The organism is Kitasatospora phosalacinea (genome assembly GCF_000717185.1).
Classification (GTDB): Bacteria; Actinomycetota; Actinomycetes; order Streptomycetales; family Streptomycetaceae; genus Kitasatospora; species Kitasatospora phosalacinea_A.
In genome coordinates, this window is the sequence record NZ_JNYE01000119.1 from 1 (window position 1) to 21,661 (window position 21,661).

The 21,661-nt window shown below is 75.1% G+C and carries 16 protein-coding genes; 1 reads left to right on the plus strand and 15 read right to left on the minus strand.

The genetic code is table 11. The features are described from left to right. From OO57_RS33520 to OO57_RS33575, 12 genes are all read right to left on the minus strand, one after another. The coding region (locus tag OO57_RS33520) for a putative Ig domain-containing protein (RefSeq protein WP_051778578.1) at nt 1–1,124 on the minus strand (1,124 nt) is incomplete at its 3' end. A gap of 171 nt (nt 1,125–1,295) precedes the next feature. Continuing rightward, complete coding sequence (locus OO57_RS33525) at nt 1,296–2,849, minus strand: alpha-L-arabinofuranosidase B (protein WP_033256543.1); 1,554 nt, start codon at nt 2,847–2,849, stop codon at nt 1,296–1,298. Nucleotides 2,850–3,259: 410 nt separating this feature from the next. Further along, nucleotides 3,260–4,660 carry a hypothetical protein gene (locus tag OO57_RS33530; protein ID WP_051778579.1) on the minus strand — a complete coding sequence of 467 codons (1,401 nt, stop codon included), beginning with the start codon at nt 4,658–4,660 and terminating at the stop codon, nt 3,260–3,262. A 93-nt stretch (nt 4,661–4,753) separates the two neighbouring features. Next, on the minus strand, nt 4,754–5,302 hold the full coding sequence (locus OO57_RS44350) for a hypothetical protein (protein WP_158715320.1): 549 nt from the start codon (nt 5,300–5,302) through the stop codon (nt 4,754–4,756). A gap of 27 nt (nt 5,303–5,329) precedes the next feature. Continuing rightward, nucleotides 5,330–6,631 carry a C39 family peptidase gene (locus tag OO57_RS33540; protein ID WP_051778580.1) on the minus strand — a complete coding sequence of 434 codons (1,302 nt, stop codon included), beginning with the start codon at nt 6,629–6,631 and terminating at the stop codon, nt 5,330–5,332. A gap of 78 nt (nt 6,632–6,709) precedes the next feature. Then, the gene (locus tag OO57_RS33545) at nt 6,710–8,677 is read right to left on the minus strand and encodes an N-acetylmuramoyl-L-alanine amidase (RefSeq protein ID WP_051778581.1); all 1,968 of its coding nucleotides are present in this window, start codon (nt 8,675–8,677) and stop codon (nt 6,710–6,712) included. 111 nt (nt 8,678–8,788) lie between these two features. Then, nucleotides 8,789–9,862 carry an ABC transporter ATP-binding protein gene (locus OO57_RS33550; protein WP_051778582.1) on the minus strand — a complete coding sequence of 358 codons (1,074 nt, stop codon included), beginning with the start codon at nt 9,860–9,862 and terminating at the stop codon, nt 8,789–8,791. After that, a complete protein-coding gene (locus OO57_RS33555; protein WP_033256553.1) occupies nt 9,859–10,884 on the minus strand; it encodes an ABC transporter ATP-binding protein in 1,026 nt (341 codons plus the stop codon). Before OO57_RS33555 ends, OO57_RS33550 begins: the two co-directional genes overlap by 4 nt. Nucleotides 10,885–10,927: 43 nt before the next feature. After that, nucleotides 10,928–11,860 carry an ABC transporter permease gene (locus OO57_RS33560; protein ID WP_063737703.1) on the minus strand — a complete coding sequence of 311 codons (933 nt, stop codon included), beginning with the start codon at nt 11,858–11,860 and terminating at the stop codon, nt 10,928–10,930. Further along, nucleotides 11,853–12,779, minus strand: a complete 927-nt coding sequence (locus tag OO57_RS33565) for an ABC transporter permease (RefSeq protein ID WP_033256545.1) — start codon at nt 12,777–12,779, stop codon at nt 11,853–11,855. Before OO57_RS33565 ends, OO57_RS33560 begins: the two co-directional genes overlap by 8 nt. Before the next feature lie 106 nt (nt 12,780–12,885). Next, nucleotides 12,886–14,529: a peptide ABC transporter substrate-binding protein gene (locus tag OO57_RS33570; RefSeq protein ID WP_051778584.1), complete on the minus strand. Its 1,644-nt coding sequence runs from the start codon at nt 14,527–14,529 to the stop codon at nt 12,886–12,888. A 246-nt stretch (nt 14,530–14,775) separates the two neighbouring features. Further along, nucleotides 14,776–15,999 (minus strand): anhydro-N-acetylmuramic acid kinase, encoded by a 1,224-nt coding sequence (locus OO57_RS33575; protein ID WP_033256546.1) that lies wholly within the window; start codon nt 15,997–15,999, stop codon nt 14,776–14,778. Nucleotides 16,000–16,222: 223 nt separating this feature from the next. Here OO57_RS33575 and OO57_RS33580 point away from each other — a divergent pair, with 223 nt between their 5' ends. Beyond that, nucleotides 16,223–17,848, plus strand: coding sequence for a glycoside hydrolase family 10 protein (locus OO57_RS33580; RefSeq protein WP_051778585.1), 1,626 nt, complete (start codon nt 16,223–16,225; stop codon nt 17,846–17,848). Nucleotides 17,849–17,865: 17 nt separating this feature from the next. Here the strand turns inward: OO57_RS33580 and OO57_RS33585 are convergent, their stop codons facing one another. The 3 genes from OO57_RS33585 to OO57_RS33595 form a co-directional block, all read right to left on the minus strand. Continuing rightward, nucleotides 17,866–18,885 (minus strand): N-acetylglucosamine kinase, encoded by a 1,020-nt coding sequence (locus OO57_RS33585; RefSeq protein WP_033256547.1) that lies wholly within the window; start codon nt 18,883–18,885, stop codon nt 17,866–17,868. Nucleotides 18,886–18,981: 96 nt separating this feature from the next. Beyond that, the gene (gene dacB, locus OO57_RS38775; protein WP_051778586.1) at nt 18,982–20,574 is read right to left on the minus strand and encodes a D-alanyl-D-alanine carboxypeptidase/D-alanyl-D-alanine-endopeptidase; all 1,593 of its coding nucleotides are present in this window, start codon (nt 20,572–20,574) and stop codon (nt 18,982–18,984) included. Between the two features lie 110 nt (nt 20,575–20,684). Next, nucleotides 20,685–21,661: peptidoglycan-binding protein (locus OO57_RS33595; protein WP_051778587.1), on the minus strand; the 977-nt coding region annotated here is incomplete at its 5' end.

Genomic DNA, 21,661 nt, shown 5'->3' on the forward strand with positions numbered 1-21,661 from the left:
GGGTTGCCGAGCAGCTGGGCCGGGGTGCAGCCGGTGCCGCCGCCGGAGGTGACGGTCCAGGTGAAGGAGGCGGTGCCGGTCTTGTTGGCGGCGTCCTTGACGGTCACGGTGACCGTGGAGCCGCCCGCGGTGGTGGCGGTGCCGCTGATCAGGCCGGTGGAGGCGTTGACGGACAGCCCGGCGGGCAGGCCAGTGGCCGAGTAGCTGAGCGGCGCGGTGCCGCCGGTGGCCTTGATCTGCAGGCTGACGGCGCCGTTGACGGCGGTGGACTGGTTGCCGGGGTTGGTCACCGACGGGGCCGCGCCGGCCGGCTTGGTCAGCAGGCAGCCGCTGACGTTCAGGTCGATGACCCGGCCGGTGCCCAGGCAGGTGGTGAACCAGTACGTCTCCTCGCCGTAGCTCTGGCCCTTGGTGGCGGTGGTGGTGCCGTCGGCGGCCACCTCGCACGGGTTGTTCAGGGTGCACATCGCGCCGTCGTCGTTGCCCGTGTTGTTGATGCCGACGACCTTCCGGCTGGCCGCGTCGACGATCGGCGAACCGGAGGTGCCGTGCGTGGTGTTGCAGCCCGCGCTGTAGCGCAGCGAGTCGTGCCAGGTCCACTGGTCCTCGCGCAGGGTCGGGACGAACCCGTTGACCGAGCAGTTCCAGACCTGCTTCCAGTACGAGGACGGTATGTACATCGCGGAGCCGTCGACCGGGTGGGTGTCGCTGATCGTCAGCGCCGTCGCCCCGTACTTGGAGCTGATGGAGGAGAAGGTGTCGGTGAGCTGGTACAGGGCGACGTCGGTCCCGGTCATCGTCGCGTACAGCACCTTGTCCGCCTGGACGGTGCCGAGCGAGGCGCCCGAGGAGTTGAGCAGGGTGCCGCTGCGGCTGGCGCTCGCGTTCTGGATGACCTGACCGGCCGTCGGCATGGTCGGCAGGCAGTGGCCGTTGGTCAGCATCATCGCCCGGTCGGTGTCCACCGAGGCGGGGTAACGGACCAGCGAGGCCGAGCAGTTGCTCAGTGCGATGGTGGAGGTCAGGTCACCGGCCTGGACGGCCTGCGCGGGGGCGGCGCCGATGGTCAGGGCGCCTGCGACGACCGTGCCCGCGCCGAGTACGGCGGCGAGTTTCTTGAACATGGCTCTCCTTGTGGGGGATTGCAGGCGTGCAGCCGGTTGGCGCACGCCCACGCCGCACGAAAGTGCCATGACCACTTCAATAAGGTCAACCGTGCCGACCGAACTCGCGGCCGGAATTCCCCGCGGGTGGTGCCCCGCACCCGGCGCCCGGGCGCCGGGTGCGGGCGGGGGTCAGGCCCAGGGCTGGGCGGTCAGCCAGGAGGTGTCCTCGGCCCAGTAGTTGGCGTTGTCCCAGGTGTTGCCGCCGACGCCGTCACCGGCGAGGTAGCCGGTGTACTCGTAGTGGCGCAGGAAGCGGTTGGGGTAGTTGACGGACTGGAAGGAGTAGCCCTGTCCGCTGTGCCCGGCCTGGAGGCAGAAGGTGGCGTCCTGCTTGAACAGGGTGCTGCCGTCGGAGGCGGCGGTGTGGAACTGGTAGGCGGCGTGCCGCAGGTACTGGCCGGGGGCGGCCGCGGACTCGAAGGACAGGCAGGAGCCGTTGGCGAGTCCGGCGCGGACGATCCAGGTGGCGGCGCCCTTGTCGGCGGCCGAACTGGCGGAGGTGATCGGGGAGATGGCCACCGTGGCGTCGGTGTTGCGGCGCAGGTAGTCGGCGGCGCAGCAGGCGGTGGTGGCCTTCAGCGAGACCCGGGCGCCGGGGGTGAGGGCGCTCGAAGTGACGGCGGCCTCCTGGTAGTTGGCCGCGGTGATGTTGGCCTGGACGGCGTTCTCGGTGGCGTCCGAGGGGTAGCCGGAGGTCATCACGCCCTCGTAGAAGGTGCCGCTGGAGGACTTGCTGTTGTCGCCGCCGATGCCGAGGATGATCGCGCCCTCCTTGTGCATCGGGTTGTAGCCGGAGACGTTGGGCCGGACCCCGTTGTAGTACGTCGACAGGCCGCCGGACTGCGCGTTGCCGGCCTTGATCGCCCACAGGTTGGGGGCGCCCTTGACGATCGCGGTCAGGAAGCGGTGGCTGACGCTCGGGTCGTTCGCGTTGTAGCCCGCGTTGACGCCGGAGAACAGGCCGTTCTCCAGGTCGGCCATCACCCAGGGGCCCTTGCCGGTGCCGGAGCCCCAGATGGTGCTGTCGCCGAAGTAGATGGCCTCCATGTGGCCGTTGCCGGTGTCGAGGTTGTTGGTCTCGGCGTTGCCGTAGTCGAAGCAGCAGCCGCCGCCGAAGTGGGTGCCGTCGAGGACGGCGTACATGCCCTCGGGCTGGTCGCCGGTGGCGACGCCGTTGGTCCTGTTGTTGCGGTAGCCGGTGCCCGCGGCCACGTACACGCCGTACGCCTTGTGGCCCGCCACGGTGACCGGCGCGGCGGTGGCGGGGGCGAGGTTGTCGGGGCCGCCGGCCGCGCCGCCCGCGGGGGCCTGGGTGAGCTGGTTGCCCCGGCCGGACTGGTCGTAGATCACGGTGATGACGCAGGTGGTGGCGGCGCAGAAGGCGTCCTGGGCGGCGGCGTTGGCGTAGCCGCCCGCGCTGAGGACGCCGATGTCCTTGGTCGCGCCGTCGGAGGCGCGGCGAACCTGGTAGAGGGCGCCGTTGTACGCGCCGTACAGGGCCCGGGTGGTGGAGTGGGCCGCCACGCAGGGCGTCCCGCCGGAGGCGTAGAGGTCGCACGGGCCCTGGGTGGCGGCCTGCGAGGACGTCTCGGCGCCCGCGATCAGGGCGACGGTCAGGACCGCGGTGGTGCCGGTCGCGAGGAGGGTGCGCCGGGCGCGGCGCAGCCAGGTCTGGACGGCCAAGGGTGGACTCCTTGCTGGGATCGGGTGGGGGTCGGGAGTTCCCGGGGAGGCGGCCGCGCCGGGGCCCCGGCGGCGGAACCGTCCGCGGCGGGTGGGTGGCGGCTACGCTTTGTTAGCGCTAACAATTTACCCTGCGGAAGCCCAAAGCTGCGGGGGCGATGGAGAGTTGGGCTCGGCGACGGCCGTGCATCACTATGGAGAAGCGTCGTGACCCCGTCAAGGCCTCCGATCGGATTCGCGGCGACTCGCCCGCGGTCGGCGCGACCCCTTGCTCTGGCGCCTGTTAGCGCTCACAATTCCCTGTGCGGCGGCCCGTCCCGCACCGCCCCCGCCCGTCCCGCGCAGCCTCCGGCGGCGGTCGACCCCGACGAGCGGGTCCGCCGGTTGGAAGCCCGGGCAGCCGACGCGCCTCAGGTGCCCAGGGGCAGCCAGCGCCGGTCGGTGGCCAGCCGGGCGGCCTCCTCGGGCCCGTCGGTGCCGGGTTCGTAGGGCAGCGGGTCCCGGTCGGGGTCCAGGACGTCGCCGACGATGCGCCAGCTCTCCTCGACGAGGTCCATGCTGGTGAAGCGGCGCGGGTCGCCGGAGAGCACGTCGGCCAGGACGTGCTCGTAGGCGGCGACGTTCTCGCCGTCCAGGGCGTCGAAGGCGGTGGCGGCGGTGACCGGCGCCACCTGCTCGGGGTTGTCGCCCCGTTGGGTGAACAGGTGGAACGAGGCACCGGGCTCGGGACTGATCCGCAGCCGCACCACGTCGGGGTCGGTCCCCTGCGCGCAGGCGGTGTGGAAGTGGCCGGGGGCGGGGCGGCACAGCTCGACGGCGATCTCGTTGGCCGTGCACGCCATCGCCTTGCCCGCCCGGATGGTGAACGGCACCCCCGCCCACCGGTCGGTGTCCACCCAGGTCCGCAGCGCGACGTACGTCTCGGTGCGCGAGCCCTCGCGCACGCCCTCGACGTCCAGGTAGCCGGTGTAGCGGCCGCGCACGCAGTCCTCGGGCCGCACGGTGCGCACCGCCTTCAGGGCCCGCACCCGCTCCCGGAGCACGTCGCGGGCGGTGCCGGTGCGGGGAGCCTCCATGACCAGGTGGGCCAGTAGTTGCAGCAGGTGGTTCTGCACGACGTCGCGCAGGGCGCCGGTGGCGTCGTAGAAGCCGCCGCGGTCCTCGACGCCGAAGTCCTCGGCCAGGGTGATCTGCACGCTGCGGACGAAGGGCTGCTGGAGGGCGCCGGCGAGCAGGGCGTTGGCGAGGCGGAAGGTCAGCAGGTTCTCCACCGCCTCCTTGCCCAGGAAGTGGTCGACGCGCAGCAGCCGCTCGTCGGGGAAGTGCCGGGTGAGGTCCGCTTGCAGGGCGCGGGCGGAGGCGGCGTCGTGGCCGAAGGGCTTCTCCACCGCCAGCCGCGCCTGCCCGTTCAGACCGGCGCGGGCGAGGAGTTCGGCGGAGCGCGCGTACTGGGCGGGCGGGACGGCCAGGTAGTGGGCCAGGATCCGGCAGCCCCCGGTCTGCTCGGCGATCGCGGAGAAGCTGTCCGGGTCGTCGTAGTCGACCTCGGCCAGGCGCAGCGCGGCGGCGAAGCGCTCGAAGGCGCCGTCGTCGACGTCCCCGTGCGCGGCGACGGCCTCGCGGGCGTGCTTGCGCAGCCGCTCCTGGCTCCAGCCGCCGCGGGTCACGCCGACCACCCGCTCGGGCAGCAGGCCGCGGAGGGAGAGCCGGTAGAGCGCGGGCAGCAGCATCTTGGCGGCGAGGTCGCCGGTGATCCCGAACAGGACCAGCGCGTCGCCGTGCCCGCGGGTGGTGTCGCCGTCGTTCGCCATGGTCCGCTCCGCTTCCCGGAAGGTCGCTCCCGTGCGTTTCCCCCGGCGCGGGTGCGCGCGGGGCCGTGGTGCGGCTACCCACCGGGCGGACGGTCAAGGCCCCGGCCCGGCGGTGCCGCGGGCGGGTCGGTGGACGTGGTCGAGGAACTCCTCGGCCTGCTCCCCCTTCATCATGCCGAGCACGCGGGGGGTGCGCCCGTTGCCCGGGTAGGGCTCGGCGGTGAACCGGCCGCCGTCGACGACGATGTCGGTGCCGACGGCGGCCCACTGCTCCTGGTGGGTGGTGTCGAGTCCGACGAAGTGCGCCTTGCCGCCGCCGTCCTCGCGAACAGCCGCGAGGGGGCGCGGCCCGTGCCGCCGTACCCCCCGGTGATCGGCGCGACCTCGTCCTCCGGCTTCGTCGGGGTCCTCCGGTTCCGTCGTGCGGGCCCGCCGGGGCCGGGGTTCAGCTCGCCGCCGCGCAGCCAGGACGGGGGGCGTGGCACCGAGCTCGTGCTCGGCCTGGAATCCGAGCGCCTGCCGCAGCCGCTCCCCCAGTAGCCGATGGTCTGCGGTGCGGAGTTCGACCCGCTGCCGGGGACGGTCCTGGGCGGCGCCGAACTCAGGTCGAGCCGCTCCGCTGCGGCTGCACGCGGTTCGCACGCGGTTCGCACGCGGTCGGTACGCGGCTCACCAGTTGGCGGTGGTTCCGGGCGCGTGGGCCGGGAGGGCCCGGTCGGGCGGGTGCACCAGGTAGACGACGCCGCCGCCGGACAGCCAGACGCGTTCGAAGTCTCCGCGCGGGTAGGTCCTGCGGACCGCGTCGTCGGTCGGGGAGAGCGGGTCGTTGACGATGACGTCGCCGTGGGCGGTGAAGCCGCGCACCACCATGATGTTCCCGGCCGCGGCGTAGCCGCCGAGCTCGCTGCTGCGCGCCGCCTGCGCGGTGGCCACGGGGATGCCGGCGAGGATGAAGCGTTCCAGTTCGGTCAGTGAGCGCAGCCGGGTGACCAGTCCGAGGAGGCCGTACCTGGCGGGGTAGGCGGCGTTGAACGCCCAGTTGCCGCAGCCGCGGTAGGCGTAGTCGTAGACGGCCCGGGCGGTGAAGTCGACGTCGGGGGCGGGGTCCTGGGGGTCGAGCCAGCGCAGCTCCCCGGCGGAGGGGCCGCGGCCGAAGTAGGCGGTGAGCATCGCGGTGCAGGCCGGGCCCGCCCACGCCTCGCCGCCCCCGTCGTACTGCGGGCAGTGCCCGGTGTGCACCTCCTGGGAGCGCTGCGGCACGTCCAGGACGGTGCCCCAGGCTCCGCCGGGACCGCTGGTGCGTCGGGGCGGTTCGGCGGACGTGCGGGAGGCCAGCACCGAGAGGGAGTGCAGGGCCGGCGGGGCGTCCTCCGCGGCGTCCCCGGCCGGGAGTTCGCCCTCCTCGGCGCGCAGCAGCACCGCTCGGACCCGGAAGGCGGCCACCGGGCGGCCGGGCGCGGCCGTGAGGGTGTCGACCTCGACGGTGCCGAAGGCGTCGGCCTGCCCGGGGACGGTGGTGCGGTGCACGACCTCGTCACCGGGCGCCCAGCGGGCCATGGTGAACCAGCCGGATTCGGCTCCCGCCGCGTCGCGCACCTGGAGGTCCACCGTCAGCCGGGTGCCGACCGGTCCGGTGGCCGTCCAGCAGGGCACCAGTTCGTGGGCGTCGACCGCGCCCTCGGGGTCGAGGCCGACCGGGGTCCAGGGGGAGGTCCAGCGGGCGTACCGCCACGTCCCGGGGCGGTGGCCGAACGGGTCGGTGTACGGTTCGGAGCCGATCGCCGCGTCCCAGACCAGGGCGGTGCGCCCGGGGAGCGCGGGGGCGGCGCCGGTGGGGCGGAGTCCTTCGGAGGTGCCGGTGGCGAACCGGTCGGCGCCGTCCCAGCGGTGCAGTGCCGCCGTGCCGCGGTCCGGTGCGGCGCCGGTGGGCCGCGGGCGGGGGGTGGGCCCGCCCGGCGTGTGCCCTGTCATCGTGCTGTCCTGGCTCTCTGGCCGTCGGGCCGGTCGTGGGGGCCGACGGCCGGGCCGTCGGCCCCCACGCTACCGGCCTCAGCTGCCGGTCGGAACGGGTGTCCAGCTCGGTACGAGCTGGACGTCGGCGGCGTTGACGAACATGAACCGCTGGCCGAACTGCACCTGGTAGTACACGTCGGTGCCGCGGACCACGGTGTGGCTCGCCGGGTCGAAGGTGTTGGAGTAGTAGTACTCGCCGTGGACGGCCCCGCCGAAGGAGTACCGCTGCCCGGGGAGCAGTTGGTACGGCAGCGGCGAGACCGCCTGGGGCTTGATTCCGGCCGGGTAGGCGCCGGCCTCCGGGTAGGCGCGGCCGTACACCGGCACCGAGCTGCGGCCGGGCTTGGCGACCACGGTCAGGCCGACCGCGGGCAGGGCGGCGGGGTTGCGGAACCAGCCCTTCTGGCCGAGGTACCAGATCGCGGTCCAGTCGCCGGAGCGGTCGGCGACGGCGTACTGCTGGCCGGTGCTGACCCGGGCCGCGTGGTTGTACACCGACCAGTCGCCGGGGGCGGGGCGGATGCCGATGTCGGTGACCGGCGGGGCGTCCTCGCGCGGGGCGGTGCGCAGGGTGATCGAGGCGGAGCCGTGCACGGGGCAGGGGTCGGCCGGGGTGTCGCCGCAGTAGTACGGCTCGGTGTTGGCGTCGTAGTCGGGGTCGATGGTGACCAGTGCGGCGGTCCTGGGGTCGCCCACGCCGTGGAAGGGGTGGCCGAGCAGCTCGAAGTAGTGGTCCCAGTCCCAGTACGGGCCGGGGTCCTGGTGCATGCCGGGGATGCTTCCGGCGGTGGTGCCGGGGACGTCGTCGTGGCCGACGACGTGCGCGCGGTCCAGCGGGACGTCGTACTTGTCGGCCAGGTAGCGCACCAGTCTCGCCGAGTTGCGGTACATCGCCTCGGTGTACCACTGGCCGCCCTGGGCGAGGAAGCCCTCGTGCTCGATGCCGACGGACTTGGCGTTGACGTACCAGTTCCCGGCGTGCCAGGCGGCGTCCTTGGGGTTGACGTGGTTGGCGACGTGGCCGTCGGCGGAGCGGATCGTGTAGTGCCAGGAGACGTAGGTCGGGTCCTGGACCAGTTTCAGGGTCGGGTCGTAGAGGGTCTCGGTGTCGTGGACGACGATGTAGTCGATCTTCTGGTTGAACGGCCGGTCGGACAGGTCGTGGTTGCCGTAGTCGCCGGGGTCGTCGGAGAGCTGCTGGTAGGGGGCGGGGATCCACTCGCAGCCGAGCCCGGCGGGGCAGTCCGCGCCGTCCGCGGTGGGCCGCAGGTGCAGGCGGGCCAACTGGTCGGTGCGCGGGGCGATCCGGGCCGCGGTGAGGGCGACCCGGCCGCCGTCGGCGTCGGTCTGCCGGGCCGGGCCCTCGGCGATCACCTCGAACACCTCGTCGGCGAACCGGCGGGCGGTGGCCTCGTCGTCCGCGCCGGAGTAGCGGGCCACCGCGGCGTACCAGGCGGCGGGGTCGGTGGAGGCGCCCTCGCCGAGGGCGGCCTGGTGGGCGGCGAGCAGGGCGGCGCCGCCGCGGATGTTCGCGGCCGGGTCGCTCCTGAGCTGCTCGGGGGCGGCGCCGGTCAGCCGGGCGGCCTCCGGCAGGGTCTCCGGCCGGGGCGCGGGGTCGTCCGTCGGGGCTTCCGGGGGCGCGGGGCGGAGCAGCGGGGCGTCGTCCTTGCCGCGGGCGTCCTCGCCGCCCTCGCCGTGGTGCGGGAGGGCGGCGAGCGCGCCGCGGGCGTCGGTGAGGTGCATCGGGCCGTAACCCGCGTCGGTGCTGGGGGCGCCGCCGTGGGCGTCCCAGCGGGTCTCCAGGTAGGAGACGCCGAGCAGTACCTGGAGCGGGACGCGGTACTCGGCGGCGGCCGCGGTGAAGGCGGCGGCGCGCGGGCCGCCGGGAGCCGGTTCGGCCGCCCGGGCCTGGGGAGCGACGGCGAGGGCGGGCAGCAGGGCGGCCGCGGCCGCCAGCGCGGTGCGGCGCACGGACCGGGCGGACGGCTGGGACGGTTGCGGCATGGGGGTGGTGCTCCTTGTCACGGGGATGACGGGTCGGGGCGGAGCGGCGGTCCGCGCGCAGGGGCGGGACCGGTGGTGCGGGCGCCGGGGCCCGGACGGGGCGGCGTCCCGTCAGGGGGCCTTGCCGGTGGCCGCGTCCCTGGGCGGTGGGACCTGCGCCGGCAGCGGGAAGTGGCAGGCCGTCGGGTGGTCGGTGCCGGGCCGCACGGTCAGTGCGGGCTCCTCCTGGGCGCAGCGCTCCCGGGCCTGCGGGCAGCGGGTGCGGAAGCGGCACCCGGAGGGCGGGTCGGCCGGGGAGGGCAGGTCGCCCTCCAGCAGGGCGACCTGTGCGCCGCGCAGGGTCGGGTCGGGCACCGGCACGGCCGCGAGCAGGGCCCGGGTGTAGGGGTGGTGGGGCGAGGCGTAGACCTGTTCGCGGGTGCCGGTCTCGACGATCCGTCCGAGGTACATGACGGCGATCCGGTCGCAGAGGTACTGCACGACCGCGAGGTCGTGCGCGATGAACAGGCAGGCCAGGCCGAGGCGTTCGCGCAGGTCGGCGAGGAGGTTGAGGACCTGGGCCTGCACCGAGACGTCGAGCGCGGAGACCGGTTCGTCGCACAGCAGCAGTTCGGGGCCGAGCGCGAGCGCCCGGGCGATGCCGACGCGCTGGCGCTGCCCGCCGGAGAGCTGGTGCGGGTAGCGGTCGGCGTGCGCCGGGTCCAGGCCGACCAGCCGCAGGAGTTCGGCGACCTTGCCCGGGCGCTGCTCCCGGGGCAGCACCTCGGGGTGGATGACGAGCGGTTCGGCGACGATCCGGCCGATCGTCATCCGGGGGTCGAGCGAGGAGTACGGGTCCTGCAGGACCATCTGCATGCGGCGGCGCACCGCGCGCAACTGCCGCCGGTCCAGGGCGAACAGGTCCTGCCCGTCGACCTCGACGGTGCCGGTGCTCGGGCGTTCCGTGCCCATGAGGACGGAGGCCAGCGTCGACTTGCCGCAGCCGGACTCGCCGACCAGGCCGAGTGTCTCGCCGCGGCGCAGCTCCAGGTCGACGCCGTCGACGGCCCGCACGGCGCCTGCGCCGCGGCGGCGGAACGGTCCGTGGCCGGTCGGGTAGTGCTTGGCGAGGCCGCGCACCCGCAGGATCGGCCGGTCGGGGTCCGACGGGTCCGGGTCGGCCCGGTCGAGGGCGCCGGTGCTCACAGTCGTCCTCCTCGGGCCGTGACCTCGTCGGTGAAGTGGCAGGCGCTGCTGCGCTCCCCCGCCGCCGCGCCGACGGGCAGCAGGGCGGGCCGTTCCTCCGCGCAGCGCGCGCGGGCGGCGGCGCAGCGCGGGTGGAAGGCGCAGCCGGTCGGCAGGTGGGCGAGGTCGGGCGGGGAGCCGGGGACGGGCACCAGCCGTCGGCCGGGACGGTCCAGGCGCGGCACGGACTCCAGCAGTCCCCTGGTGTAGGGGTGGGCGGGGGCGGCGTACAGGCGGGGGGCGTCGGACTCCTCGACGACGCGGCCCGCGTACATGACGGTGATCCGGTCGGCGACGGAGGCGACCACGCCGAGGTCGTGGGTGATCAGCAGCAGGCCCGTGCCGGTCTCCTGCTGGAGGTCGGCGAGCAGCCGCATGATCTGGGCCTGGACGGTGACGTCGAGGGCGGTGGTCGGTTCGTCGGCGATGACGACCTCGGGGTCGAGGGCCAGCGCCATGGCGATCATGACGCGTTGGCGCATGCCGCCGGAGAACTGGTGCGGGTAGTCGTCGACCCGGCGGGCGGCGGCGGGGATGCGGACCCGGTCCATCAGTTCGACGGCCCTGGCCTGGGCTTCCCTGCGGTTCAGGCCCCGGTGGACGCGGAACATCTCGCCGAGTTGGTGGCCGACGGTCAGCACGGGGTTGAGCGCGGACAGCGCGTCCTGGAACACCATGGCGATGCGGGTGCCGCGGACCTTGCGGTGCTCGGCGTCGGAGAGTTGCAGCAGGTCGCGGCCGTGCAGCCGGACGGCGCCGCGGGTGATCCGGGCGGGCGGGGTCGGCAGCAGGCCCATGACGGCCAGGGCCGCCACCGACTTGCCGGAGCCGGACTCGCCGAGCAGGGCGAGGGTCTGCCCGGCGTGCAGGGTGTAGCCGAGGCCGTTGACGGCCCGGACAGTGCCGCGCGGGGTGCGGAACTCCACGTGCAGGTCGTCCACTTCCAGCAGCGGGGGCTCGGGCAGCGGGGGTTCCGGCAGCAGGGGCTCGGGCGGCGGGGGCGGGGGTGCGGCGGGCACGGGGCGCTCACCTCAGCTTCGGGTCGTAGGCGTCGCGGACCGCGTCGCCGAGCAGGATGAAGCTCAGGACGGTGGCCGACAGGAACAGGGCGGGGAAGGCCAGCAGGTGCGGGTGGTCGAGGAAGTAGGTCTGCGCGGTGTTGAGTTGCAGGCCCCAGCTGACGGCCGGGTACTGGAGGCCGACGCCGAGGAAGTCGAGGGTCGCCTCGCCGGAGATGACGTTGCCGACGTTGAGCATCGCCACGACGACGACCGGCGTGATCGCGTTCGGCAGGACGTGCCGGAGCATCAGCCGGGACGGTCGGGCCCCGGCCATCCGGGCGGCGCGGACGTAGTCGGCGTCCTTGACCGCGATGACCTGGGACCGCATCACCCGGGTCATGGTGCTCCAGCCGAGCGCGACCAGGACGAGCGTCATCGCGCCCAGGCCGTGCCGGGGGAAGGCGACCAGGATGACGGTGGCGCCCAGGACGAACGGCAGGCCGAAGGCGACCTCGGTGGCGCGGGAGAGCAGACTGTCCACCCAGCCGCCGTAGAAGCCGGCCAGCAGGCCGAGCACCACCGAGACCAGCAGCGCGCCGGCGGTGACCGCGACCCCGGCGAGCAGGGAGGGGCGGCTGCCGCGGACGACCTGCGCGAGGTAGTCGCAGCCCTGGAGGTCGTAGCCGAAGGGGTGGCCGCCGGTCGGGCCGAGTTTGGACCGGGCGAGTTCGCAGCGGCCGTCGTCGTCGGTGAGCAGGGCGGTGAAGAGGCCCGGGGCGGCGGCCGTCAGGCCGATCAGGGCGATCACCGCCAGGCAGGCCCACACCACCGGGCGCGAGCGCAGTTGCTGCCAGGCGTCGCGGCTGAGCGAGGCGGGCGGGGCCTGCGGCGGGGCGTCGGTGCCGGCGGCGGGCAGCAGCAGGTCCCCGGTCGGGCCCGGCGGGTGGGGGCTAGTCATGGCGGATCCTCGGGTCGAGCAGGCCGTAGAGGAGGTCGACGGCCAGGTTGGCCAGGACGAAGACCAGCACCAGGGCGGTGGTGATGCCCACGACGGTGGGGCCCTCGCGCAGTTGGATCGACTGGAAGACCTGCTGGCCGATGCCGGGGAGGTTGAAGATGTACTCGGTGACGATCGCCCCGGCCATCAGCGAGCCGAGTTCCACGCCGAGGAAGGTGACGACCGGGATCAGCGAGTTGCGCAGCGTGTGGCCGATCACCACCCGGCGGCGGCTGAGGCCCTTGGCGTCGGCGGTGCGCACGTAGTCGGCGCGCAGGTTCTCCACCAGGGAGGCCCGGGTGAGGCGGGCGACGTACGCCAGGCCGAAGGAGGCCAGCACCAGGCCGGGCAGCACGTAGGCGGCGGGCCAGCCGGCGTCGCCGCCGGAGACCGGGAACCAGCCGAGCCGGACGCCCAGCACGAGTTGGGCCAGGTAGCCGACGATGTAGACGGGCACCGCGATGACCACGGTGGTCGCGCCGAGCACCAGGTTGTCGGCCCAGCGGCCCTTGTTGAGGCCGGCCCACACGCCGAGGGCGATGCCGAGGACGACCTCGAAGAACCAGGCGGTCAGTCCGAGGCGGACGGTGACCTGCCACCGTTGGGCGATCACGTCGCCGACCGGCTGGCCGCGGAAGGTGGTGCCGAAGTCGCCGGTGAACAGTCCGCCCAGGTACTTGGCGTACTGCACCACCAGCGGGTCGTCCAGGTGGTAGCGCCGGTGCAGTTCGGCGAGCACGGACGGGGGGACGGGCCGGTCGCCGGCCAGGCCCTGGATCGGGTCGCCCGGCAGGACGAAGACCAGGGCGTAGATGAGGAAGGTGGTCGCCAGCAGCACGGGTATCGCGTGCAGCAGGCGCCGGGCGACGAATCTGCCCATGGGAGGCTGCCCCCGGGGGGTCGGGGTCCGGCGGCCCGGACGGGGCCGGGCCGCGGCGGACGTGCGTACGGGGTGCCCGTGGCGGCCCGCCGGCCACCACGGGCGGTCAGTGCCGGACGGTGACCTGGTCGAGGTGCAGGCCGGTGACGTACGGGTCGATCAGCACGTGGCCGACCTTGTCGCTCCAGGCCGACTGGTCCTGCCAGTTCCACAGCGGGATCAGCGGCATCTCCCGGAGGGCGAGGTCCTCGGCCTGCTGGTAGGCGGCCAGGCCGTCCTTGCCGTCCTCCGCCGCGTTGCCCCTGGCGACGAGCGCGTCGAACTGCGGGTTGCTCCAGCCCATCCGGTTGTCGGGGTTGTACAGCCCGTCCAGGTAGTTCTGCATGCTCGGGTAGTCGATCACCCAGTTCTGGCGGTAGGGGCCGGTGCCCTGGCGCTTGTTGAGGACCGGGCCGAGGTCGGCGGAGGCCATCTTCTTGAAGGTGACGTCCTGGATGCCGAGGTTCTGCTTGAGCTGGTTGGCGACGGCGGTCATCCACTGCTCGTACGTGGGGTCGGAGTTGGAGAAGTACAGCTCCAGCGGGCCGCTGAAGCCGCCAGCCTCGTCGAACAGCGCCTTGGCCCGGGCCGGGTCGTAGGCGCACGCCTCGCCGCAGGCGCCGTCGCGGTGGCCGGGGATCATCGGGGCGACGATCGAGTCGGCCGGTTTGAAGACGCCGTTGTAGATGGCCTGGGTGACGCCGGGGCGGTCGATGGCCATCGACAGGGCGCGACGCAGGTCGGGGTCCTTGAAGCGCGGGTCCCACAGCGGCAGGCCGAGGTAGTCCATGGTGCCGCTGGGCCGGACGGAGTAGCGGTCGCCGAAGGCCCGTTTGGCCTCGGGGGCGCGGGCGGCGGGCACGGTCGTCATGATGTCGACGTTGCCGGCCTGGAGCTCGGTGAAGGCGGTGTCCTTGCTGGTGAAGATCTTGAAGGTGACGCCGTCGGCCATCGGCTTGCGGCCGCCCGCGTAGGAGGGGGACTTCTTCAGGGCGATCTTCTGGTCGTGGACCCAGTCGCCGTCCATCTGGAACGGGCCGTTGCCGATCGGGTGGGCGTCGAACGCCTTCGGGTCGGTGAACGCGGCCTTGGGCAGCGGGGCGAAGGCGGTGAACGCCAGCATCATCGGGAACTGGCTGAACGGCGAGGACAGGGTGACCTTCAGGGTGGTGTCGTCGACCACCTCCAGACCGGACAGCTTGTCGGCCCCGGGCTGCCGGCCCTCGTCGGGGTTGAGGTCGGCGTAGCCCTGGATCTGGGCGAAGTAGTAGTTGGACTCCCAGCCGTTGGGGCCGTAGGCGGCGGCGTTCCAGGCGTCCGCGAAGCTCTGGGCGGTGACCTTCTCGCCGTTGTGGAACACGCCGTCCGGGCGCAGTTTGACCGTCCAGACCTTCTGGTCCGTCGACTCGACCGACGCGGCCGCCAGCGGCAGGACGTGGCCGTCCTTCGGGTCGAGGGTGACCGGGGTGTCGAAGAGTCCCTGGATGACCTGGATCGCGTAGCTGTCGGTGGTCTGTCCCGGCGTCAGGTGGTTGGGCTCGGTCAGGGCGACGGTGTAGGTGCCGCCGGGGGTGCCGGGGCCCCCGTCGGCGGAGCTCCCGCCGCCGTCGGCGGTGCCGCCGCAGGCGGAGAGCGCCAGGGCCAGGGCGGTGGCGGCCGCGAGGGCCGGCCAGGGGCGCGCGTGGGAGGGTCTGTGCCGGGGCGTGTGCATGGCCGCTGTGTTCCTCTCGGTTCCTGCCCGCGGGGCAGGAAGGGGGTACCGGAGACGGGGGGTTGCGGTGCGGGTGCGCGGGAGGGCGGAGGCGGTCGGCCGCACTGCCGTCCCGGCGGGGCGCACCGGTGCGCCGGTGCGGGCTGCCGTCCTCCGCGGGCCCCCACCGTAGGGGCGGGCCCGCGTGCGCGGCGATGGACGGGATGTCGATGCCCGTCGGCACGGGGCCGACACTCTGTCGAACCGTCAGGTGCCGCCGCCCGCCGGGCGGAACAGCGCCGCGACCGGCGGGCGGCGGACCGCGGGCGGGTGCGGCAGGCCGCCGGGGCCCGGGGTGAGCGTGCCCAGCACCCGGGCGCCGCGGGCCCCGGTGCAGGACGGCACCGAGGCCGGCAGGCCGTGCACGGTGTGCCAGCCGAGGACGGCGAACGCCACCGCCTCCTTGGCGTCCGCGGGCAGACCGGCCCTCTCGCTGGGGACCAGTGCCACCGAGGCCAGTTCGGCGGCGAGCCGGGCGGTCAGGACGGGGTTGCGGCAGCCTCCGCCGGAGACCAGCACCTCCTGCAGGCCGTGGCGGCGCACCTCGTCGGCCACCGTGCGGGCGGTCAGCACGGTCAGGGTCGCCAGCAGGTCCGCGATCGTCGGCCGCGCTCCCCCGGCGTCCCGGTGCTCCGTCAGGACCCGTTCCAGGTAGGCGGCGTGGAACAGCTCCTTGCCGGTGGACTTCGGCGCCGGGCGCCGGTAGTAGGGCTCGGCCAGCAGCCGGGCCAGTAGCCGGGCGTCGACCCGGCCCCGGGCGGCGAGCGCGCCGTCGCGGTCGTAGCGCCGGCCGGTGGCGCGCAGCACCGCCGCGTCCAGCAGCGCGTTGGCCGGGCCGGTGTCGTACGCGGCGGGGGTGCCGCGGGCGGTGCGCGGGACGGTGAGGTTGGCGATGCCGCCCAGGTTCAGCGCGCCGCGGCGCACGCCGGGCGGGCCGGGCAGGCCGGCCAGCAGCAGGACGTCCAGCAGGGCGACCAGGGGTGCGCCCTGGCCGCCCGCGGCCACGTCGGCCGCCCGCAGGTCGGCGACCACCGGGGCTCCGGCGGCCTCCGCGATCCAGGCGGGGCGGCCCAGTTGGAGGGTGCCGCGCACCTGCCCGTCCTCGACCCAGTGGTAGGCGGTCTGCCCGTGCGAGACCACCAGGTCGACGCCGCCGACGGCGGTGGCCGCCCCGGCCGCGGCGGCCGCGAAGGCCTGCCCGATCCGGGTGTCCAGGCGGCAGACGGCGGCCAGGTCGACCGGGTGCGGCGGGAGGGCGGCGCTCAGGTCGGCCCGCAGCGCGCGGGGGTAGGGCACCGCGCCGTGGTGCAGCAGCCGTCCGTGCAGCACCGGGCCGTCGGGGCGGGCGGGGCCGTCGTCGAGGACGAGGTCGACCACGGCGGTGTCGATCGCGTCGTGGGAGGTGCCGGACATCAGGCCGAGGACTTTCACCGTGTGCGCTCCGGGGTCGTGGCGGGCGGGTCGTGGCGGGCCGTGGCGGGGCGGGCCGTGGCGGGGCGGAAAGTTGTCTGTCAGTGGAATCCGGCTCGTGGAGTGGCGAACCCCTTGACCGGTCGCGTGGCGCACCCGGCACAGTGGGCGCTCCCCGCCGGAAGTGCGCCGTCCGCGCCGCCGAGCGCTCCCGTTCCCTCCTCCTCCTTCCCCCGGAGCCGCCATGTCCTCGTCCGATTCCCCCCGCCGCTCCGCCGCCCCGTCGCGGCGGTCGGTGCTCTCCGCGCTGGCCGTCGTCGCCTCCGGCACCTGCGGCGGACTGCTGGCCGGGGCGGGCACCGGGCACGCCGCGGTCCCCGCCCCGGTGGCCGCCGGTCCCAAGGCGCAGTTGCGCGGCGTGTGGATCGCCTCGGTCGCCAACATCGACTGGCCGTCCGCGCCCGGCCTGCCGCCGGAGCGCCTGCGCACCGACTTCCTCGGGCAGTTGGACCGGGCCGTCGCCTGCGGGCTGAACGCCGTCTTCGTCCAGGTCCGTCCGACGGCGGACGCGTTCTGGCCCTCCCCGTACGAGCCGTGGTCGCAGTGGATCACGGGGGTCCAGGGCCGGGACCCGGGCTGGGACCCGCTGGGGTTCGTGGTCGGGGCGGCGCACGAGCGCGGCCTGGCCTTCCACGCCTGGTTCAACCCGTACCGGGTATCCATGCAGCCGGACGTCACCGCGCTGGTGGCCGACCACCCGGCCCGCACCCACCCGGAGTGGACCGTCTCCTACGGCGGCAAGCTGTACTACAACCCGGGGGTTCCCGCGGCCCGCCGCTTCGCCCAGCAGGCGATGCTGGACGCGGTGCGCCGCTACGACGTCGACGGGGTGCACTTCGACGACTACTTCTACCCCTACCCGGTCAGCGGCCGGGACTTCCCCGACGACGACGCCTTCGCCGCGTACGGCGTGGGCTGGGACGACCGGAACGCCTGGCGCCGCCACAACGTCGACCTGATGGTCAGTGAGATGCGGGACCTGGTGCGCGAGGCCCGTCCCGAGGCGTGCTTCGGCATCAGCCCGTTCGGGGTGTGGCGCAACGACACCAGCGACCCGGCGGGCTCCCCCACCCGGGCGTTCCAGTCGTACGACGGCCTGCACGCCGACACCCGCGGCTGGGTCGCCAAGGGGTGGCTGGACTACGTCGCCCCGCAGCTGTACTGGCACATCGGGCCGGCCGTCGCCGACTACGGCGCGCTGGCGCCCTGGTGGGCCGCCCAGACCGCCGGGACGGACACCCTGCTGTGGATCGGCCAGGCCGTGTACAAGGTCGCCGACCCGGCCCAGCCCGCCCCGTGGCAGGACCCGGCCGAGCTCTCCCGCCACCTCGACCTGAACGCCACGCTGCCGCAGGTCAGCGGCGACGTCCTGTTCAGCGCGAAGGACACCTGGGCCGACCGGATCGGCGCGGTCAGCCGCCTGCGGGCCGACCACTGGCAGCGGCCCGCGCTCGTCCCGCTGCTGCCCCGGCTGGCCGGCGGGGCCGCCCCGGGACGGCCCCGGGTGCGGGTCCGGCGCGGCGGCGCGGACGGTCTGGACATCGGCCTCCGGGACGGCGGCCGCGGCCGGGACGGCGCCCGGCCCGCGCCGTTCCGGTACGCGGTCTACCGCTACGACGCGGCCCCGGGGCGCGACCCGGTCCTGGACGCCGCCCACCTGGTGGCCGTCGTCCCGGCAGCGGCGGGCCGGTTCGAGGAGCCGGAGGGCGGGCGCGACGCCTGGTACGTGGTGACCGCCGTCGACCGGGTCGGCCGGGAGGGCCTGCCCAGCGCCGCCGTCCGGACCCGGGCCCCGCGCTCCGCCGGGTAGCGCCCGGCACCGCCCGGTCAAGCGGGTTGCAGTCCCGCCACGGCCCGGTGCAGCCGCCGGGCCTCGGCGGGCGCGGCCGGGGCCCGCAGGGCGAGGGCGGCGAGGGCGGCCGCTCCGGTCGCGCCGTCCCGGGCCGGGACGGTGGCGGTGCCCCGGGCCCGCAGGGCGGCCGTGACCCGGTCGGCGAGCAGGGTGGTGCCGGTCAGCAGGCCCCCGGCCAGGACGACGGGCAGGGTCCCGAAGTCGGGTCCGGCCGCGTCGGCGAGGGAGTCGAGGGTGTGCAGCAGCAGGTGGGCGCCTTCGGCGACGATGCGCTCGGCGACCGGGTCCCCGTTCCTGGCGACGGCGTCCACCAGCGGGGCGAGGCGGGCGAGTTCGGCGGGCGGGGCGGCGTGCACGGCGGTGACCATCCGCCGGGCCAGGGCGGTGCCGGTGCCGTCGGCTCCGCAGGTGTCGACGGCGAGCGCCTGCGGCAGGACGTCCAGCAGGGCCGTCGCCGGGCCGCGGCCGTCCAGGGCGGAGAGCGTGCGGACGACGGCCTGCCGGCCGAGCCAGACCCCGGAGCCCTCGTCGCCCAGCAGCCAGCCGTAGCCGTCGCGCCGGGCGGTGCGGGCCCCGCCGCGGTACAGGGCGGCCGCGGCTCCCGTCCCGGACAGCAGGAGGAGCGCGTCCGGGCTGTCGGTGGCCCCGGCGACGGCGGCGGCGAGGTCGTCGCCGACGGCGGGCGCACCGGGCAGGCGGGCCTGTCGCCAGACCCAGGTGGCCATTTCGCGGTAGGTGCTGCCGTCCTCGCCGTCGGCTCCGGCGAACGCCAGGTGGCCGGCGGCGATCCGGGTGCGGTCGACCCCGTCCAGCGCGTCCTCCAGCGCCTGGCGCAGCGCTCCCGCCGGGTCCGGGCTGGAGCGCAGGTTGCCGCCGGGGCCGTGGCCGCGGGCCCGCACGCGCCCGTCCAGGCCGACGACCGCGCAGCGGGTGCCGGTGCCTCCGGAGTCCACCCCGATCACCAGCGGGGCGGACGTGGTCGAGGTGGTGGGCATCGGTGCTTCCCCTGTCTTCCGTCGTGGTGCGGGATGGGCTGCTGGTGCGGGGCGGGTGCGGGTGCCGGCGCGGGTGCGGGTGCCGGTGCGGCCCGGTCAGTCCCGGGTGCGGCCGTGCACGCCGGTCGACGGTCCGGGCCCGTCCGGCTGCTCGGCGCTGCCGCGCTCGACCTGGGCGCGCAGTTGCCCGGCCGGGGCGGGGCCCGCCGCGAGCCGGACGGCGATCTGGTCGACGACGGGGCGCGGGCTCGCTCCGGCGAAGTCGTTGACCAGGACGGCGAAGACGAGCCTGCGGCCCTCGGGCGAGGTGACGTACCCGGCGAGGGTGTTGACGCCGCTCATCGAACCGGTCTTGGCGTGGACGTTCCCGGCCGCCGCGGTGCCCCGCATCCGGGCGGCCAGGGTCCCGCCGACCATCCGGTCGGGGTCGCCCGCGACCGGCAGCGCCGCGTACCAGGTCGCGAACCAGAGCTGCGTGCGCGCGTGGGCGAGCAGGGCGGTGTAGCGGTCGGCGGTGACCAGGTCGTAGCGGGACAGGCCGGAGCCGTCCGCCTGGCGGGCCGGGGTGGGGTCGAGGCCGTTGCGGTGCAGGAAGTCGGCGATCCGGGCGAGTCCGGCGGGCCAACTGCCGTCACCGGAACCGACCCGGCCCATCTCCTTGACCAGGTGCTCCGCGATGCCGTTGTTGCTGAGCTTGAGGAACGGCACGAGCAGGTCGCCGAGCGGCGCCGAGTCGTGGTGGGCCACCTGCCGGGCACCGGCGGGGGCGGGGGCGGCGACCGGGTCGCCGCCCAGCACGCGGACGCCGTGCCGGGCCAGGGCGGCGGCGAAGACCCGGGCGGCGGCCTTCGCCGGGTCGTCGACGGTGACCCACTCGTCGTCGGGCCCGTTGTCCGCGGGCAGGCTGCCGGAGAGCACGATCTCGCCGGTGCCGTGGCGGCGGGTGACGTCGACGCCGTAGGCGCTGCCGGCCGGGCCGGTGGTGACGCTGCCGGTGATCTCCGCGCCGGTGTCGGCGGGGACGACCCGCACGGCGGCGGGCGCGCCGGGCTCGCCCGGGGTGAGGGTGACCTGGAGGGTGCCCGTGTCGTAGTCGGTGTCACTGGCGACGGTCAGCGCGGAGATCTGCGGGCTGTAGGAGTACGGCTCGTCGTCCCAGGCCCAGCCGCTGCCCAGCGGCACGTCGTCGTAGCGGGAGGCGTCGTAGGCCAGCGTGCCGGTCACCAGGCGCACCCCGCCGTCGGCGACCTGCCGGGCCAGCGCGTCGAGGTCCTGCGCCAGCAGGCTCGGGTCGCCGCCGCCGCGCAGGACGAGGTCGCCGTGCAGGACGCCGGCGTCGCTGCGGCCGGTGGCCAGGACGTCCGTGCCGAAGCGGTAGCCGGTGCCGAGCAGGTCCATCGCGGCGGCGGAGGTGACCAGCTTCATGGTGGAGGCGGGGAGCACCAGGTGCTGGGAGTCGTGCGCGTACAGGACTTCGCCGGTGTCGGCGTCCACCACCTTCACGGCGGCCGCCGCGCCGGCCAGCCGCGGGTCGGTCAGCAGCCGGTCGAGGTCGGCGGTGAGCGCGGACGCGGTGGCGGCGGACGCCGGCGGCGGGGCGCTGCCGCCGGGGGCGACCACAGCCAGCAGCGCGGCGGTCAGGGCGGCGGCCGCCGGCAGGGCGAGGCGGCGGCGCGGGAGGAGGCGCATGCGGGGGTCTCCTGTTCGTCGTGGCGGAACGGCCGGCGGAGCGACGGGCGCGTCACCGGGCCCCGACCGTCCCGGGGCCCGGGACGGTCGGGGCCCGGACGGCGACCGGGTCAGTAGAAGCAGCCGGTGGTCGGCAGCGACTGCGGGGACGGCGGGGCGGTGCCGTCCCACAGGGCGGCCAGCAACTGCTGCGGGCAGACCGAGACGCCGCCGCGGAAGATCCCGAAGTGCAGGTGCGGGCCGGTGGTGTTGCCGGTGTTGCCGGTGTGGGCGACGAGTTGGCCCGGCGTCACCCGGGTGCCGGTGGCGACCAGGCGGCTGTTGAGGTGGCAGTACTGGTAGGTGACGCCGTCGTCGCCGTCGATGGCCAGGCCGTAGCCGCAGGCGTCGCTCGCGCCGCCGTTCTGGCGCGCGGTGCCGGAGGTGACGGCGAAGGCGTCGGTCCACTCGGCGACCGGGATGTCGGCCGCCGGGTAGTCGTGGTGCGGCTGGAGCAGGCTGTCGCGGCCGCCGGAGACGGCCCCCTTGGGCACCACGAAGGCGTAGCCGCCGTGGACGCCGCTCCCGGCGGCCGCGCCGAGCAGGTACTGCCAGGTGGTGGGGCCGACGGTGCTGCCGCCGGTGAGCTGCCGGCCGGCCTTGAAGTCGTCGACGGCCGTGGTGGTGGCACCGGCGAACACGCCGTCGGTGGGCACGTCGTAGCCGGTCTTCTGGAGCTGGAACTGCACCGCCCGGACGGCGTTGGCCTGGGTGTCCCCGGGCGAGACGGTGACGACCAGCGCGGCCCAGGTGTCGGGGCCGACGACACCGTCGGCGGTCAGGCCGTTGGCGCTCTGGAAGGAGACGACGGCGCTCCTGGTCTGCGCGTCGAAGTAGCCGCCTGCGACCAGGGTCTGGCCGCGCTGGCGCAGGAGGAACTGCAGGCTGGCGACGTCGTTGCCGCCGGCGCCCTGGGAGAGCACCGGCCAGGCGGGGGCGGCGGCGTGGGCGGGCAGGGCGGTGCCCAGGAGGGTCAGCAGGGCGGCCAGCAGGGCGGCGGCGAGGCGTGCCGGGGTGGCGCGCCTCGGGGTGCGTGGGGGGCGGGTGG